A 15,486-nucleotide genomic window follows, 5' to 3' on the forward strand; every position below is an offset into this window, starting at 1 on the left:
GGTTTGAGAGTTGAAGGTCAGGAACATATTGATTTCGCAGCCGGCGCCTGCCGTCATTGAAAAATCTCCGTTTTACGAAATTATCCAGAAATACAACGCCAAGATAGACTACCGGCCCTTTATCAAAGTCGTCGGTGTCAGCCTCAAGGAGTTCCGCAGCCAGCGGGTAGAGATACTCGAACACACTGCCGTGGTATTCACGAATCGCACTACCGTAGACAGTTTTTTCCGGATATGCGAGGAGGCGCGCATTACCGTGCCCGAAACCATGAAGTATTTCTGCAATACCGAGGCGATAGCCCTCTATCTCCAGAAATATATCGTCTACCGCAAGCGCAAGATATTCTTTGCGGACGGTAAGTTCGACACCTTCATGGAGTTGATTCTGAAACATAAGGAGGAGAAGTTTCTCGTATCGCTCACCGAACCGAACAACGGCGAGGTACCCGATACGATGGAGAAACTGAAACTCAATTTGTCGAAAGTGGTGTTGGCCAAGACCGTGGCAGCCGACCTCGAGGGGATAGAGCCTTCGCAGTATGACCTGATGGTATTTTACAGCCCGTCGGAGATTTCCACCCTCGTTTCCGCCTTCGGAGTCGAAAGTATTCCCACGGTGGCTACGTTCGGAACGAGTACCGCTTCCGCCGCCGCGAATGCGGGCCTGCGGATAGGAACCCTTGCTCCTTCTCCCGAGGCGCCTTCGATGGCCAAGGCGATAGATATCTACATAGGCAAGATAAACAGCGGCCAGGAGCTTTCGCCGGTGGTGGTGAACGGCAGCGGCAAGGCGGCCGAGTTCCTGAAAGCGCAGGAGGTGAAGCCGGGACGCAAGGCACGCCCGCGCAAGCCGGAACAGGCACCTGCCGACAAGAAGGCGAAACAGGCATAATACGGCCGGGAACCGGAGACAGGGAGACCGTTCGGTAAAAGCGTATGGCGCTTTGCCGGGCGGTCTCTTTTTTGTAATTTTGCATACATTCCCGATGGCGGTGCGTGCCGGAGAATATCGGCGTACGGATGTTGGTTTAGCGACGGATTGACATGGCGGAGAACGGACTGTCGCGGGCCGAACGGCTTCGCGGCGACAAATCCATAGGAGAGCTTTTCAGGGAGGGACGGAGCGGTTTCGTTTTCCCGTTCCGGTATTACTATCTCTGCGTCCCTGCCGAAGCGGGAGTACCCGCAGGTTCCATGCTCGTGTCCGTTCCCAAGAAGCTGTTCCGCCGGGCCGTGAAGCGCAACCTGCTGAAGAGGCGGACGCGCGAGGCATTCCGGTTGGAGAAACACGGCGCAGTCCGTTGTATGGCCCGGGAGGAGTGCCTCCGTATTGCGCTGGTCTACGCTGCGAAGGAGGAAGTCGGAACGGTACGGCTGCGCGGGAGCGTCCGGCGGATTTTTGCGGAGATTGCGGCTGCGCGGGAGCGTTCGGCCGGGCAGACCGGAGGAGGGGAGCAACGATGAAGCCCGCTGAGATAGCGAAAAGAGTGGTCGCTTTTCCTTTCATTCTGTTGGTGAAGTTCTACCAGCTTTGCATTTCACCCTTTACCATGCCTTCGTGCCGTTACACGCCGACCTGTTCCGAATACGCCCTGCAGGCCATCCGGAAATACGGCCCCCTGAAGGGTGGCTGGCTCGCCCTCAAACGCATCGCCCGGTGCCATCCCTGGGGCGGGCACGGGTACGACCCCGTCCCCTGACGTTTCCCTTTTGTATTTGTTGCCGGCGAGTCATTCGCTGTTTGGTTCCTACCGTTTTATTTTATAAATTTATAACGTTATTTGTCATCTGCCTAAAACTATGTGCTATGAAAACGCTGTGTTCGTTTGCAGGATTGTGGCTTCTTCTTGTATTTGCGGCGGGCTGCGAGAGGCGGCCGGTCGAGGAGCCGCCCGTGATAGGGGATAAGGGATATACGCTCGAATGTACTTATTTCAATGAGTGTTCCGTCCCGATAAAGTTCGACTTTATGTATGGGGAGGTCGCCGATATCCCCGTAGGCGGGAAATACACCCGTAATAGCGTGGGACTGGGGTGTTTCCCGGGCCATCCTTTCAAGCCTTACAGGTGGTTCAAGTTGTATTGCGGAGATTATCGTGTCGATGTCATCGACCGGCCGGAACTGGAGCTGTTCGACCTGACGAATTACGACCTCGTGCGGGAGGAGGAGTGTTACCGTAGGTACGAATATACCTTTACGGACGAATATTTCGAGAAGAATGGGTACGAGCTGCCGCGGCAGGGGACCGATTGAAGGCGGTGCCGGTTCCCGAAAATCGCGTGGCGGGATGCCGAAAGGGGGGAGACGGTTGCCCGTTGTCGGAAAAAATCGTAACTTTACGGGGAATGGCTGAAAAAAGAATGACATTTAAAAGATAATCACCATGTTCTCGAAAGAAACCTACATCAAGCGGCGCGAGCTGCTGCGCGAAAGGGTATCGCGCGGGGGACTCATTCTGTTGCCCGGCAACAGCGAGGCTCCGAGGAACTATCCCGACAACGGCTACCATTTCCGTCAGGACAGCAATTTCCTCTACTTCTACGGTCTCAAACTGCCCGACCTGGTCGGCCTGCTCGACATTGATGCGGGCGAGGACTGGCTCTTCGGCGACGACCTGTCGATGGACGACATCATCTGGACGGGACCGCAGCCGACCGTAAGCGAACTGGGTGCTCGATGCGGCATTTCGCATACCGCCCCGCTGGCCGTGTTGCAGGAGAAGCTGACGCTCGCGATAAGGAAAGGGCGTCCGGTGCACTTCCTGCCGCCCTACCGTGCCGACAACAAACTGAAGCTGAGCCGCTGGCTCGGCATCTGCCCGGAGGCGATAGCGGACCGCATTTCGATAGAGCTTGCCATTGCCATCGTATCGCTGCGCGACAAGAAGTCGGACGAGGAGATACGCGAAATCGAGGATGCCTGCGAAATCGGATATCGTATGCACACGACGGCCATGAAGATGTGCCGTCCCGGTGCACGTGAGCGCGACATCGCGGGGGCAATCGAGGGCATCGCGCTCGAAATGGGCGAAGGCGTGTCGTTCCACTCCATCGTCACGCAGCACGGCGAGACGCTCCATAACCACGGCCACGACGGTATTCTCGAATCGGGTCGCATGCTGCTGGTGGATGCGGGGGCCGAGAACCTGATGAACTATTGCAGCGACTTTACCCGTAGCTATCCGGTAAACGGCCGGTTCACCCCCATGCAGCGCGATATTTATGAAATCGTACTCGCCGCGAATGCCCATGCGTTCGAGATGGCCAAACCGGGTCTGCTTTACAAGGAGGTGCACCTGGCCTGCGTGAAAGTCATCCTCGAGGGACTCAAGTCGCTCGGGCTCGTCCGGGGCAACATGGACGATGCGGTGGCCAACGGGGTACATGCGCTCTTCATGCCCCACGGACTGGGGCACCTGATGGGGCTCGACGTGCACGACATGGAGGATATCGGGGAGAAATATGTGGGATACGACCTCGAGACGGAGCGCAGCACGCAGCTCGGCGTAAGCAACCTGCGGATGGCCCGGCGCCTGCAGGTGGGGATGGTGATGACCGACGAACCCGGTATCTACTTCATCCCGGCCTACATTGCCAAGTGGAAGGCCGAAGGTACGAACCGGGAGTTCGTCAATTTCGACAAACTCGAACCGTACATGAATTTCGGCGGAATACGTATCGAGGACGACCTGCTCATTACCGAAACGGGCAACCGCATCCTCGGCAAGCGCCGCATTCCGGTTACCGTACAGGAAATCGAGGAGTTCATGGTCGGCGACCGATAGGCCTTCCGGTCGGAAAACGCACAAAGCAGGGGAACGGATTGCCGTTCCCCTGCTTTCGTATGCCTCTGTTTTGTCTTGCTGTCCGCATTGCGAAACGTCCCGGATACGGCGGTTGCAAAATCCGTGACTATCGTGCGGCAAGTGCGGGATGATACCGCAGGGGAACCGGAACGATAGGAGCGATGCGTTGCAGAGGCGACGGGAGGCGGTTCGTCCGGCTTTTTTCCCGTTGTCGGCGGTATTCGTGCCGAAAAGGGGTATCAGGGTGCTATTCCCGTAATCCGGAAATACAGTTCCCTGCCGTCGAGGGTGCACTGCGCCGCGATGTCGCAGTCGAAAGCCGGGCGCTGTTCGGGCGGGGCGGAAGCGTCGTATTCGGTGCGGATAAAGCCGTCGCCGGCTATGCCGAGACGGGAATATTTTTCGGCTCCGTCGACAGAGAGCGAGGCCCGGGAAGAATATACGTATAGCCTCACATCGTAATCGTCGCCGCCGACTTCGAAACTACCCGTGTCGAATACGTACTTCCGGCCGTTCCGGACGGCCTCGCACAGTAGCGTTACGGCATTCATCATGCCGTTGGAGTCGTCCCGTACCGTTATGCGTCCGTCGGAAATCTCTAACGGGCTGCCGTCGAGGGTGACCTCCCATGCGGTGATGCGGTAACCGTCGATCAGGTCAATCATTCCGGTGCATCCCGGTATCGGGGGGGCAAGTATGTGCCTCTTTGTTGCATCCGTATGCCGCTCCCAGCACCGCCGCATATATCATTATCCGATGCAGTAGATGTAGGTTCATCATGGTGATAGCGATGATTGTATGTTATGCAAGATAACGAAAATTCCGGTAAGATGGCGTGAAGCGTCCGGTTTCTGTCGCACGGGTGGGATGCCGACGATATGCGGAACGGCTGCCGCCATGTGAAAAAACGGCACCGGACAATGGGCCGGTGCCGTTCGTTCAGTCGGGAAAAGCATTACGCTTCACCCATGTTGAAGCCCTTGATGCCCTCTTTCGAACCGCCCTGCGGGATGTTGATGCGGCCTACGTTGGCCTCGTAGCGGGCGATGTTCTCCTGCAGGGAGAGCAGCAGCCGCTTGGCGTGTTCCGGGGCGAGGATAATCCGGCTTTTCACTTTGGCTTTCGGTACGCCCGGCAGCACGGCTGCAAAGTCGAGAACGAATTCCGAAGTGGAGTGGGAGATTATTGCGAGATTGGCGTAAGTGCCCTGTGCGACCGCCTCTTCGAGTTCGACGTCGATTTGATGTTTTTCGTTTGCCATAATTCAGTAGTTTTTAAAATAGGTCGTTTTCGGGGCAGCTCCGTGTCCCGCATTTATACAAAGGTAACGTTATCGGCGTATTCCGATTGTCCGGTACTGGATAAGTTATCGCACTTTTATCAACAAAACGGTTGCCGGACGGCGGTGCGGGGCGCAGACCGACCGGCTGACGGCGGCAATCGGCCGTCCCGTTCCCCGGCCGTTTCGGGCCCGCGGAGGATACTTCAATCGAGATAGAATTCCCGGAGCTTCCCGATGTCCGCACCGAGCTCCTCGCGCAGGTAGGTCTCGACGGAGCCGTAGGCCGTCCTGATGCTGTCGATACCGGCGGAGAGGTAGTTCGGTTTTACTTCGAGCATTCCTTTCAGTTGCGGGAAACGTTCGGCATACCGGCTGTATTTTCCGGCGAGGTAACCGTTGGAGGCGAGGTAATCCTCCATGACGGTCTGTTCGGGTACGCCCAGTGCATACAGTATCAATGCTGCACCCATGCCCGTTCGGTCCTTGCCTGCCGAACAGTGGAACAGGATGGCTGCATCGTCCGTCTCCTGGAGCAGTCGGAAAAGTTCGCGGTATCGTTCCCGGCCTTCGTCGGAGGTTGCGAAATAGACGTTCATCCATTCCATTTTCGCCTCCACCTCTTCCGGTGTCATGGCGATGTATGATTGGAGGTCGTCGAGGCTGCCGGGAGTGATGGGCAGGCCGACGTATGTCATTCCCTGTGGGGACAGTTTGTCGGGCATTGCCCTGACTTCCTGCGGCGAACGGAAATCCGCGACGGTCTTCACCGGTATGGATGCCAGGTAGACGAGGTCTTCGTCGGTCAGGCTGTGCAGGTCGTCGGAGCGGATAATCCTGCCCCATTTGACATGCCGTCCGTCCGAGGTGCGGTATCCTCCGAGGTCGCGCATGTTGAATCCGCCGGACATCGGCAACTGCCGTTCGGCGAGTATCGCCCGGTTGCCGCCCGTTACGAATTGGAAATAACTGCGTGTGCCGGCCGGTACGGGGAGGGTGTAACTGCCTGCACCGCTACCCGTCAGGATGGGGGCGGAAAGGTCTATTGTCTCCGGGGCGGCGCCGGCATAGAGTTCCCACTTTCCGGGCAGCGTTACGGTCAGTACGGCTGTTTTCTCCTCCCTGTCGCGGGAGACGGTTACTTTACCGGAGAGGTCTTCGCCTGCATATCCGGGGGTATCGGACCGTTTCCCGCAGGAAACGGCAGCGGAGAGCAGTATGGCCGCTGTCAGGGTGGATTTGTTCATAATCGAATAAGGCTTCGGCCGACGGGATGCGGTTCGCTTCCTGTCGGGAGTGTGCATGCACGACGGAATCTCCGCCGGAACGGGCGGGGTGGCGTCGGTGCATGCGTCTTGTCGTTGGAGAGGGTATCCAAAATTGTGCCATGCGATGGAAAAGGGCCGGAAGGCGGCGATGCTTCGTACCGCGGTATCGTTGCCCCTCTCCGTCGTCTCCGGAATGCGGTGCGGAAGGAATCGCTGTAAAAGAGGGTTATTCCCGGTTGCGCGAATCCATCCAGATGGTGACGGGGCCGTCATTGATGAGTTCCACCTGCATGTCGGCCCCGAAGACGCCCGTAGCGACCGGTCGGCCGAGGAGCTCCGCGAGCCGCTCCGTAAAGATGCGGTAGAGCGGCAGGGCCGTCGCTTCGCCCGCCGCGCGGATGTACGAAGGGCGATTGCCCTTCTTCGTGGAGGCCATCAGCGTGAATTGGCTGACGGCCAGGACTTCGCCTCCGACCTGCCGAATGTCGAGATTCATCACCCCCTCCGCGTCGTCGAAGATACGGAGTCCGGCACACTTGCGTACCAGCCATTCGATGTCCTCTACGGTATCTTCATCCGCTATGCCCACCAGAATGAGCATGCCGGCGCCTATCCGCGAAACGAGTTCATTCCTGACGGAGACTGAGGCCCGTCGTACCCGTTGAATCAATATCCTCATGGTAATTTCTGTCGTCTTGTAATGGTCGGGGTACCGTGCCGCTATCGTCAGTGCGCTTCGAGCCAGTTTTCTCCGACGCCGCACTCCACGACCAGTTCTACCCGAAGCCGTGCGGCGTGTTCCATGGCCTCCCGGACAAGGGCCGTGACCTCCTCCTGTTCCTCGCGGAGCATGTCGATGACCAGTTCGTCGTGTACCTGGAGGATGACTTTGGAACGGATGCCTCGGGCGGCGAATTCACGGTGGATGCGGTTCATGGCGATTTTGATGATGTCGGCGGCGCTGCCCTGTATGGGGGCGTTGATGGCGTTTCGCTCGGCCAGGGAGCGTACCACCGAGTTGGCCGAACGGATGTCGGGCAGGTATCGGCGGCGGCCGAAGATGGTTTCTACGTATCCCGTCTCCCGCGCCTGGGCCACCACGCGTTCCATGTACTCCTTTACCTTCGGGTATGCGGTGAAATAGCCGTCGATGATGCGTTTCGCCTCTTCCATGGTGATGTTGCCCATTCGCTGCTTGAGGCCGAATGCCGAAATGCCGTAGATGATGCCGAAGTTGGCCGTCTTGGCCTTGCGCCGGTGTTCGGGCGTCACCTCTGCGAGCGGGATGCCGAACAGGCGTGCCGCGGTGGCCCGGTGGATATCCTCACCATGGCGGAAGGCCTCTATCAGCGCTTCGTCGCCGCTCAGATGCGCCATGAGGCGTAGCTCCACCTGAGAGTAGTCGGCCGAGAGCAGCAGGTGGTCGCTGTCCGACGGGACGAATGCCCGCCGTATCTGGCGCCCCTGTTCGGTGCGTATCGGGATGTTCTGCAGGTTGGGGTTCGTTGAGGAGAGCCGGCCGGTGGCCGTAACGGCCTGATTGAAGGAGGTGTGCACCCGTCCCGTAACGGGATTCACGAGTTGCGGCAGTGCCTCGATGTAGGTCGAGAGCAACTTTTTGAGTCCCCGGTACTCCAGTATCATGTTCACCACCGGATGGCGGTCGGCGAGCGAGGCAAGGTACTCTTCGTCGGTGCTGTACTGTTTGGTTTTGGTACGTTTCGGTTTCGGGTCGATGCGCATCTTCTCGAAGAGTACCGTGCCGAGTTGACGCGAGGAGTTCACGTTCAGGTCGGGCGTTCCGGCGAGCTCTCGGATGCGCCCTTCGAGGGCGTCCATCTCCACCGTCAGTTCGCGGCCGTATTCGGCCAGACGGGCGGTGTCTATCTTGACGCCGGTCAGCTCGATGTCGGCAAGCACGTCGATGAGCGGTTCCTCTATTTCGCGGTAGAGCTTTTCGAACCCGGTGCCCGCAATCTGGGGCCATAGAAGGTTTTTCAGCCGCAACGTCACGTCGGCATCCTCCGCACCGTACTCCGCGATGGCTTCGAGCGGTACCCGGTCCATGGTAAGCTGTCGGCTCCCGCGTCCGATGAGGGACTCTATCTCAATGGGCGAATAGTTGAGGTAGAAACGGGCCAGGTGGTTCATGCCGTGGCGAGACTCCGGGTCGAGCAGGTAGTGGAGTATCATGGTGTCGTACTTGAAGCCGGCTACCCGGATGCCCGCCGCGGCGAGCGCCATGATGTCGAACTTGATGTTCTGCCCGATTTTGGCTATTGAAGGTTCTTCGAGAAGCGGCCTGAGCGTGGCGAGGAAACCTTCCCGGTCGCCTTCCGATATGGGAACGTAGCAGGCTTCTCCCTCCGAGGCGCTGAACGAAATGCCAACGATGCGGCTGGTGTGGCAGTCGAAACCGGAAGTCTCCACGTCGAAGCAGAACTCCTTTTCCGTTCCCAGCCGGGCCACCAGGTCAGCCAGTTGCTGCGGCGTGGTGACGGTATGGTATTCGTGCGGCGTGTCGGATACCGTATGGTAGCCTGCCGAGAGATTTTCGAGGAGGGCCGTCTCCTGTGCGGATTGGGAAGGAGAGCCCGCCGTGGCCACCGGATTGCCGAACAGGTCGCGCTGTACGGGGAGGTCGGTACCCTGCGGCGCAGAGTCCGTTCCGTCCTCTTTCGTCGGGGCGCTGCAGGGAGCCGTCCCTTTCACTGCCTTGGTGAAAGGCGTGGTACGCGTCCCCTCCATCTCGCGCAGGAACATCCCGAAATCCAGCTCCTTGTAGACATCCCGCAACGCGTCGCAGTCGGGGTCTTCCATGACGAGTTCTTCCGGGACAAATGCGATGGGTACGTCCGTTTCGATTGTGGCGAGCCGCTTGGAAAGCAGCAGTTGTTCCCGACCGGCCAGGATGTTTTCCTTCTGTTTCCCCTTGAGGACATCGGTATGCGCCAGGATGTTTTCCACCGTGCCGAATTCGTTTACCAGCTTCACGGCACTCTTCTCCCCGATGCCGGGGACACCCGGAATGTTGTCTGCCGCATCGCCCCAGAGTGCCAGGATGTCGATGACCAGCCGCGGGTCGTCGATGCCGTACTGCTCGCGGAGCTGCTCGCAGCCGACGATCTCCACGCCTTCGCCGTTGCGGCGCTGTTTGTAGATGTAGACGTGGCGGTCGATGAGCTGTCCGAAATCCTTGTCGGGCGTCACCATGTAGACCTCGAAACCCTCTCCGGCGGCTTTGCGGGCGAGCGTGCCGATCACGTCGTCGGCTTCGTAGCCGGGGACCTCGAGGCAGGGAATGCGCATCGCTTCAAGGATGCGTTTGATGTAAGGAACGGCCGTCACGATGTCTTCCGGCGTTTCGTTTCGGTTAGCCTTGTACTGCGGATAGAGTTCGTTGCGGAAGGTTCCTCCCTTGGGGTCGAAGGCGACGCCCATGTAACGAGGCGCCTCCTTCATCAGGATGTCCCGCAGAAACTTGGTGAAGCCGAATACCGCCGAGGTGTTGATGCCCTGCCGGTTGCGCATGGGTCGCCCCATGAAGGCGTAATAAGACCTGTATATCAGGGCGTATGCGTCGAGTAGGTATAATCTTTCCATTGCCGGATGTCATTTCGGTTGTGTTTGTGGAGAGGGCTGCGGAGTGGCCGCAGCGGTGTTGCGGCGGCTGTCAGGCGTTGTCCGAGGCGAACCATTCCGCATAGGAGGTGGCCGTTTCGTGCAGGCGCAGGGAGAAGAGTTCCACTCCCCGGGGAAGCTCTGCCGCGATGGTCTCCGCGAAACGCGTGACGAGGTTTTCGCACGTAGGCTGGAACTCCACCGCCTGCAGCTTGCCGAACCGTGCGGCGAGCGTTCTTATCAGTTCGCCGTTGTCTGCGGTACGTCTTACCACCAGGCTGTGGTCGTAGACGTCCACGATGCGGCCCCCCACGATGCGCTTGAGTACGCCGAAGTCTATCACCATGCCGTATTTCGGATTCTGCGGGTCGCTGCACGGCGTTCCCGCCACGGTGACGAAGAGACGGTACGAGTGGCCGTGTATCTCGCTGCACGGGCCGTCGTAACCTTCCAGCATGTGTGCCATCTCGAAGGAAAACTCCTTCGTTACCCGGATGCGGCTCATGGTGTTATTCGAGGTATTTGACATCTATCTGGCGGCTGAACGACTGCACGAGCGAGATGAATGTTTCGGTCTTGAGCACGCCGTCGATGGTGAGTATCTTTTCGAAAAGTATCTGCATCAGGTGTTCGTTGTTCAGGCAGTACACCTTGAGCATCATGTTGTATTCACCCGTGATGAAGTGGCACTCCACCACTTCGGGGATTTGTTTCAGCGTCTCCACCGTATTTTCGTACCGCGAGGGGTCGGAGACGCGGATGCCGATGAGCGCACATACGTCGAATCCGAGCTTTTTCGGGTCCACTTCCAGACGCGAGCCGAGGATGACGCCCATTTCGTCGAGCTTCTTCACCCGCTGGTGGATGGCCGCCCCCGATATGCCGCATTCGCGGGCGATTTCGAGGAAAGGCATCCGCGCATTCCGGATGAGGTGCTGCAATATCTTGCGGTCTATCGCGTCGATTGATGCTTTTGACATGGTCTTGTTGTTTAGGGTAATGGTATTTTAAGAGGGGAATGTGCAAAATGTCCGCCAAGCGGGGTGTCCGTGTTGAAAAATCATTCCCGCCCTGAGAGTGCGGGGCGGGAATGACCGTTGTCTTCGTTGTCCGCCCGGGCCTATTTAAGCACTCCGAGCTCCTTGCCGATTTTGGTGAAGGCTTCGACGCACTTGTCGAGATGGGCCCTCGTATGTCCGGCGGAAACCTGTACCCGGATACGTGCCTGTCCCTTCGGAACGACCGGGTAGTAGAAGCCCGTCACGTAGATGCCCTCGTCGAGGAGTTTTTTCGCGAAGACCTGCGACAGGGGGGCGTCGTAGAGCATCACGGCGCAGATGGCCGATTGCGTGGGTTTGATGTCGAACCCGGCGGCGAGCATCTTGTTGCGGAAATATTCCACGTTCTCCACGAGCCTGTCGTGCAGTTCGTCCGACTCCTTGAGCATCCGGAAGACTTCGAGGCTGGCGCCTACCACTGCGGGCGGTACCGAGTTCGAGAAGAGGTAGGGACGCGAACGCTGGCGCAGCAGTTCGATGATTTCCTTGCGGCCGGTGGTGAAACCGCCGATAGCGCCGCCGAATGCCTTGCCGAGCGTACCGGTGATGATGTCCACCTGGCCGCGTATGTTGTAGAGCTCCGTCACGCCGCGGCCGGTCTTGCCCACGACGCCTGCCGAGTGGCATTCGTCCACCATTACGAGCGCGTCGTACTTGTTGGCCAGTTCCGTAATCTTGTCCATCGGGGCTACGTTGCCGTCCATGGAGAATACGCCGTCCGTCACGATGATGCGGAAACGCTGTGCCTGGGCGAGCTTGAGTTGTTTTTCAAGGTCTTCCATGTCTGCGTTGGCATAACGATAACGTACTGCTTTGCAGAGCCTTACGCCGTCGATGATGGATGCGTGGTTGAGCGAGTCGGAGATGATGGCATCCTGGTCCGTGAAGAGCGGTTCGAATACGCCTCCGTTCGCATCGAAGCATGCGGCGTAGAGGATGGTGTCCTCCGTACCGAAATACTCCGCAATGGCGGCTTCGAGCTCCTTGTGGATGTCCTGCGTACCGCAGATGAAGCGTACGGAGGACATGCCGTAACCGCGTGCATCCATCTCCTTCTTGGCTGCCTCCACGAGCCTCGGGTTGTCGGAGAGACCCAGGTAGTTGTTGGCGCAGAAGTTGAGTACCTTCTTGCCGCCCACCTCGATTTCCGCCCGCTGGGGCGAGGCGATTATCCTTTCTTCCTTGTAGAGGCCAGCCTCCCTGATGTCTGCAAGTTCTTTTTGCAGAAACTCTTTCATTTTTCCGTACATGATATTCGTTAGTTTGGATATTGCTCTTGAAGTCTTACAGTCTGTTAGCAAAAGTAGCGTTTATGTATTAAATCTCCAATAAATCATCGTAAAAATATATGGATTTTCATGGGAGGACCTTTCTGCGGCCTTTGCAGAGGGGGAGGGGGTAACAGACCGTAAGCCGGCGGAGGCGCATGGGGGCGGAGGAGGTGCCGTAATCGGGGTGTCCGTTCCCGTTGTAAATCCAAAACAGTTTCTAACTTTGCGGTACGGTTTTCGCCGGAAACCGTCTGATAATTTTCCGGGACCAAAACTTCACAGTTATGAATACGATTGACAATTACGATTTCAGGGGCAAGCGGGCCATCATCCGGGTGGATTTCAATGTGCCTCTCGACGACCAGGGGAACGTGACGGACGAGACGCGCATCCGGGCGGCCATCCCCACCATCCTCAAGGTGCTCGACGGCGGGGGGGCGGTCATCCTCATGTCGCACCTCGGGCGTCCGAAGAAGAACAACGACGAAAAATATTCGCTGCGCCATATCATCCCCACCATCGAGAGGCTGCTGGGCCGGCCGGTGATTTTCGCCGGCGATTCGATGGGGGAGAAGGCGGCCGAACTCGCCCGCGGACTCAAACCGGGCGAGGTACTGCTGCTCGAAAATTTGCGTTTCTATGCCGAGGAGGAGGGCAAGCCGCGCGGTCTGGCCGACGATGCCACCGATGAACAGAAGGCCGAAGCCAAGAAGGCGGTCAAGGCGAGCCAGAAGGAGTTCGTGAAACGGCTGGCATCGTATGCCGACGTCTATATCAACGATGCGTTCGGTACGGCCCACCGTGCCCACGCCTCTACGGCTCTCATTGCGGACTACTTCCCGAACGACAAGATGTTCGGTTACGTCATGGAGAACGAGCTCAAGGCGATAGACAAGGTGCTCGAGTCGCCCCGGCGTCCTTTCCTCGCCATTTTGGGAGGGTCGAAGGTATCCACCAAGATAACCATCATCGAGCGGCTCATGGAGCGGGTGGACAGGCTGATTCTCGGAGGGGGCATGACCTATACCTTCATGGCGGCCCAGGGAGGCCGGGTCGGCAAGTCCATCTGCGAACCCGACCAGTTTGCCACGGCACTCGCGATACTTGCCAAGGCGAAGGAACGGGGAGTGGAGATAGTCCTTGCGCCGGACGCTTTGGTCGCCGACGATTTCAGTGAGAATGCCCATACGCGGCAGGCCCCCTCGAACGATATTCCCGACGGATGGGAAGGGGTCGATATAGGCGACCGGGCCAAGGAGCTGTTCCGGGAGAAGATACTGTCTGCCAAGACCATCCTCTGGAACGGTCCGGTGGGCGTGTTCGAGATAGACAAGTTCGCTACGGGTACGAAAGCTGTAGCCGAAGCGGTCGTGGAGGCTACCGCGCAGGGGGCCTATTCTCTGATAGGCGGCGGCGACTCGGTGGCTGCCATCAATAAGTTCGGTCTTGCCGACAAGGTGAGCTACGTATCGACCGGCGGCGGAGCTCTCCTTGAATACATGGAGGGAGCGGAACTTCCCGGTGTGGCCGCGATACGCAAATAATCCGGCCCTCTATAATAATTATGGTATAAATAGGAAGGAGGCCATGCGGCGACAACGCCGCATGGCCTCCCTTTTTTGCAGGATGATGAAACCGGCGGCGGTTCGGTACGACCGGTTTCGCGAAAAAAGAGAGGGCCGCTCCGTCGGAGCGGCCCTCTTCTGCGGTATCGGAGAGTTCCCTATTTGGCCGGTATTTCGATTGTCGTCTGGAGACTTTTGGAGAGCATGAGCTCCTGATATTTGGCTATTTTGTCTTTGCCGACCGTCTGTTTGCTGACGTTCAGACCGCCGTAGGTACGGCCGTCGCTCGTCTCGTAGGAGATGGCATGTCCGAAGCCTAACTCGTACTGTTCTTTCTCTTCGTAGCTTTCACGCGCCGTGAGGGTTATTTCCATTTTGGCGGTGTAGGGAAGTGCGAGGCCGGTGAGTTCCTTCGACCACGGCAGGGAGCTAATTTTTTCGGTTGCCGTTTTGCCTGCCGCGTCCGTATATGTCACCTCGGCGTCGAAAATGAGCAAGAAATCGGCGCCCCCGCCTATGGCATAAGCGACGTCGACGGTGTTTTCGGTCGGTGTAACGGGGCCCGTATCGGGGCCCGACTGGTTGCCGCCCTCTTTGTCGCAGGCGGTGAAGGCCATCGCTGCGCAGAGTACGAGGGCCAGGGAGAATCGTTTTACTGACATGACTGTAATGTTTTAGTGTTTGTCCGGTTTCTTCGGCGGTACCGCGCGGCACGGCCGTTCGTGCGTCCGCTCCGTACCGGTGCAAAGATAAGATTTCCGTAACATTCGTGTCGCCTGCTGCGCATAAAAAACGAAAGAATGATGCATTGGGGCGGAGAGTCGGGTATGTCGTTGAAGCGCATCGTTCGGTACGGATGTTCGTTTCGGTTGAAAATTGTGATGCTATGTGGTAAAATGATACGAAAAACAGAAAGATGTCCGTTTTATAAATAGGTTGCATATGTAATATATTTTGAATATTTTAGCACTCGCTTTTAGATGCGTAACCAAACTTTCATTAATTGCAGTTATTCTATGAAGAAATTTTTGTTTATACCTGCACTGTGCCTGCTGTTTGCATCGTGCGGAGGGGACAAGGGGCCTGACGGGGGCGGTGTACCGTCGCTGAAGGTGGAGCCCTCGTCGCTGGATTTCGCGGCTGTTTCGGCTCCGTCGCAGAGCGTGACGGTTACGGCCGTGAACGTTGAGTGGGAAGTGCGTGTATCGGATACGGCTTCGGCCTGGCTGAAGGCGGAGAAGACGGACGGTACGACCGTGACGGTTTCGGTAACCGACAACGGTACCCCGGAGCAGCGTACCGGTTCCTTTACCGTCGTTCCGACGAACAACGAGGATGTGAAGGCCAAGAGTGTTACGGTCGTTCAGACGGGGAGCGACGTGGAGTATAAGTTTTCGGTCGAACCTGCATCCCTGACGTTCGAAGCGGAAGGAGCGGCAGCCCAGACGGTCACGATTACGGCCGAAGGAGGTCTGACGTGGGAGGCCGAGGTCGAGGGGGATGCGGCCTCGTGGATAACGGTCACTCCCGGCGAAGGGACGCTTGAGGTGAAGGTTTCCGACAATCCGGAGACGGCGGAGCGTTCGGGGAACATAGTGATTACGCCGAGTGCTGAGTC

The 15,486-nt window shown here is 58.0% G+C and carries 16 protein-coding genes; 7 read left to right on the forward strand and 9 right to left on the reverse strand.

The window, feature by feature from the left end:
- The first annotated feature begins 10 nt into the window (after positions 1-10).
- From BQ5361_RS09810 to BQ5361_RS09830, 5 genes are all read left to right on the forward strand, one after another.
- Positions 11-892: a uroporphyrinogen-III synthase gene (locus BQ5361_RS09810; protein WP_022063055.1), complete on the forward strand. Its 882-nt coding sequence runs from the start codon at positions 11-13 to the stop codon at positions 890-892.
- A 152-nt stretch (positions 893-1,044) separates the two neighbouring features.
- The gene (locus tag BQ5361_RS09815) at positions 1,045-1,464 is read left to right on the forward strand and encodes a ribonuclease P protein component (RefSeq protein WP_052130910.1); all 420 of its coding nucleotides are present in this window, start codon (positions 1,045-1,047) and stop codon (positions 1,462-1,464) included.
- A complete protein-coding gene (gene yidD / locus BQ5361_RS09820) occupies positions 1,461-1,700 on the forward strand; it encodes a membrane protein insertion efficiency factor YidD (protein WP_022063053.1) in 240 nt (79 codons plus the stop codon). Before BQ5361_RS09815 ends, yidD begins: the two co-directional genes overlap by 4 nt.
- 107 nt (positions 1,701-1,807) lie before the next feature.
- Positions 1,808-2,254 carry a hypothetical protein gene (locus tag BQ5361_RS09825; protein WP_035471086.1) on the forward strand — a complete coding sequence of 149 codons (447 nt, stop codon included), beginning with the start codon at positions 1,808-1,810 and terminating at the stop codon, positions 2,252-2,254.
- Positions 2,255-2,384: 130 nt separating this feature from the next.
- Positions 2,385-3,785: an aminopeptidase P family protein gene (locus BQ5361_RS09830; protein ID WP_035471083.1), complete on the forward strand. Its 1,401-nt coding sequence runs from the start codon at positions 2,385-2,387 to the stop codon at positions 3,783-3,785.
- 260 nt (positions 3,786-4,045) lie between these two features.
- Here the strand turns inward: BQ5361_RS09830 and BQ5361_RS09835 are convergent, their stop codons facing one another.
- The 8 genes from BQ5361_RS09835 to kbl form a co-directional block, all read right to left on the reverse strand.
- A complete protein-coding gene (locus BQ5361_RS09835) occupies positions 4,046-4,471 on the reverse strand; it encodes a hypothetical protein (RefSeq protein WP_035471081.1) in 426 nt (141 codons plus the stop codon).
- A 290-nt stretch (positions 4,472-4,761) separates the two neighbouring features.
- Positions 4,762-5,067: a DUF3467 domain-containing protein gene (locus BQ5361_RS09840; RefSeq protein WP_022062705.1), complete on the reverse strand. Its 306-nt coding sequence runs from the start codon at positions 5,065-5,067 to the stop codon at positions 4,762-4,764.
- Between the two features lie 224 nt (positions 5,068-5,291).
- Positions 5,292-6,332 carry a tyrosine-protein phosphatase gene (locus BQ5361_RS09845; RefSeq protein ID WP_035471078.1) on the reverse strand — a complete coding sequence of 347 codons (1,041 nt, stop codon included), beginning with the start codon at positions 6,330-6,332 and terminating at the stop codon, positions 5,292-5,294.
- A gap of 247 nt (positions 6,333-6,579) precedes the next feature.
- Complete coding sequence (gene dtd, locus BQ5361_RS09850; RefSeq protein WP_035471075.1) at positions 6,580-7,032, reverse strand: D-aminoacyl-tRNA deacylase; 453 nt, start codon at positions 7,030-7,032, stop codon at positions 6,580-6,582.
- A 47-nt stretch (positions 7,033-7,079) separates the two neighbouring features.
- The gene (gene polA, locus BQ5361_RS09855) at positions 7,080-9,956 is read right to left on the reverse strand and encodes a DNA polymerase I (RefSeq protein WP_035471073.1); all 2,877 of its coding nucleotides are present in this window, start codon (positions 9,954-9,956) and stop codon (positions 7,080-7,082) included.
- A gap of 70 nt (positions 9,957-10,026) precedes the next feature.
- Positions 10,027-10,479 (reverse strand): 6-pyruvoyl trahydropterin synthase family protein, encoded by a 453-nt coding sequence (locus tag BQ5361_RS09860; protein WP_022062709.1) that lies wholly within the window; start codon positions 10,477-10,479, stop codon positions 10,027-10,029.
- 4 nt (positions 10,480-10,483) lie between these two features.
- Entirely contained in the window at positions 10,484-10,954 is a 471-nt protein-coding gene (locus BQ5361_RS09865; RefSeq protein ID WP_022062710.1) for an Lrp/AsnC family transcriptional regulator, read from the reverse strand.
- 140 nt (positions 10,955-11,094) lie between these two features.
- Positions 11,095-12,282: a glycine C-acetyltransferase gene (gene kbl / locus BQ5361_RS09870; RefSeq protein ID WP_022062711.1), complete on the reverse strand. Its 1,188-nt coding sequence runs from the start codon at positions 12,280-12,282 to the stop codon at positions 11,095-11,097.
- A 305-nt stretch (positions 12,283-12,587) separates the two neighbouring features.
- Here kbl and BQ5361_RS09875 point away from each other — a divergent pair, with 305 nt between their 5' ends.
- On the forward strand, positions 12,588-13,847 hold the full coding sequence (locus BQ5361_RS09875; RefSeq protein ID WP_022062712.1) for a phosphoglycerate kinase: 1,260 nt from the start codon (positions 12,588-12,590) through the stop codon (positions 13,845-13,847).
- Between the two features lie 179 nt (positions 13,848-14,026).
- Here BQ5361_RS09875 and BQ5361_RS09880 read toward each other — a convergent pair whose 3' ends face one another.
- Entirely contained in the window at positions 14,027-14,530 is a 504-nt protein-coding gene (locus tag BQ5361_RS09880; RefSeq protein WP_035471068.1) for a hypothetical protein, read from the reverse strand.
- 354 nt (positions 14,531-14,884) lie between these two features.
- Here BQ5361_RS09880 and BQ5361_RS10760 point away from each other — a divergent pair.
- On the forward strand, positions 14,885-15,486 hold a 602-nt coding region (locus BQ5361_RS10760), incomplete at its 3' end, for a BACON domain-containing protein (RefSeq protein ID WP_161940450.1).

Source organism: Tidjanibacter massiliensis (assembly GCF_900104605.1).
GTDB lineage: Bacteria > Bacteroidota > Bacteroidia > Bacteroidales > Rikenellaceae > Tidjanibacter > Tidjanibacter inops.

Excerpts from the sequence above, each read along its gene's own strand:
- polA (WP_035471073.1), bottom strand. The coding sequence starts at position 9,956 with ATGGAAAGATTATACCTACTCGACGCATACGCCCTGATATACAGGTCT.
- kbl (WP_022062711.1), bottom strand. The coding sequence starts at position 12,282 with ATGTACGGAAAAATGAAAGAGTTTCTGCAAAAAGAACTTGCAGACATC.
- BQ5361_RS09815 (WP_052130910.1), top strand. The coding sequence starts at position 1,045 with ATGGCGGAGAACGGACTGTCGCGGGCCGAACGGCTTCGCGGCGACAAA.
- BQ5361_RS09845 (WP_035471078.1), bottom strand. The coding sequence starts at position 6,332 with ATGAACAAATCCACCCTGACAGCGGCCATACTGCTCTCCGCTGCCGTT.
- yidD (WP_022063053.1), top strand. The coding sequence starts at position 1,461 with ATGAAGCCCGCTGAGATAGCGAAAAGAGTGGTCGCTTTTCCTTTCATT.
- BQ5361_RS09825 (WP_035471086.1), top strand. The coding sequence starts at position 1,808 with ATGAAAACGCTGTGTTCGTTTGCAGGATTGTGGCTTCTTCTTGTATTT.
- BQ5361_RS09875 (WP_022062712.1), top strand. The coding sequence starts at position 12,588 with ATGAATACGATTGACAATTACGATTTCAGGGGCAAGCGGGCCATCATC.
- dtd (WP_035471075.1), bottom strand. The coding sequence starts at position 7,032 with ATGAGGATATTGATTCAACGGGTACGACGGGCCTCAGTCTCCGTCAGG.
- BQ5361_RS09865 (WP_022062710.1), bottom strand. The coding sequence starts at position 10,954 with ATGTCAAAAGCATCAATCGACGCGATAGACCGCAAGATATTGCAGCAC.
- BQ5361_RS09860 (WP_022062709.1), bottom strand. The coding sequence starts at position 10,479 with ATGAGCCGCATCCGGGTAACGAAGGAGTTTTCCTTCGAGATGGCACAC.
- BQ5361_RS09840 (WP_022062705.1), bottom strand. The coding sequence starts at position 5,067 with ATGGCAAACGAAAAACATCAAATCGACGTCGAACTCGAAGAGGCGGTC.
- BQ5361_RS09830 (WP_035471083.1), top strand. The coding sequence starts at position 2,385 with ATGTTCTCGAAAGAAACCTACATCAAGCGGCGCGAGCTGCTGCGCGAA.
- BQ5361_RS09835 (WP_035471081.1), bottom strand. The coding sequence starts at position 4,471 with ATGATTGACCTGATCGACGGTTACCGCATCACCGCATGGGAGGTCACC.
- BQ5361_RS09880 (WP_035471068.1), bottom strand. The coding sequence starts at position 14,530 with ATGTCAGTAAAACGATTCTCCCTGGCCCTCGTACTCTGCGCAGCGATG.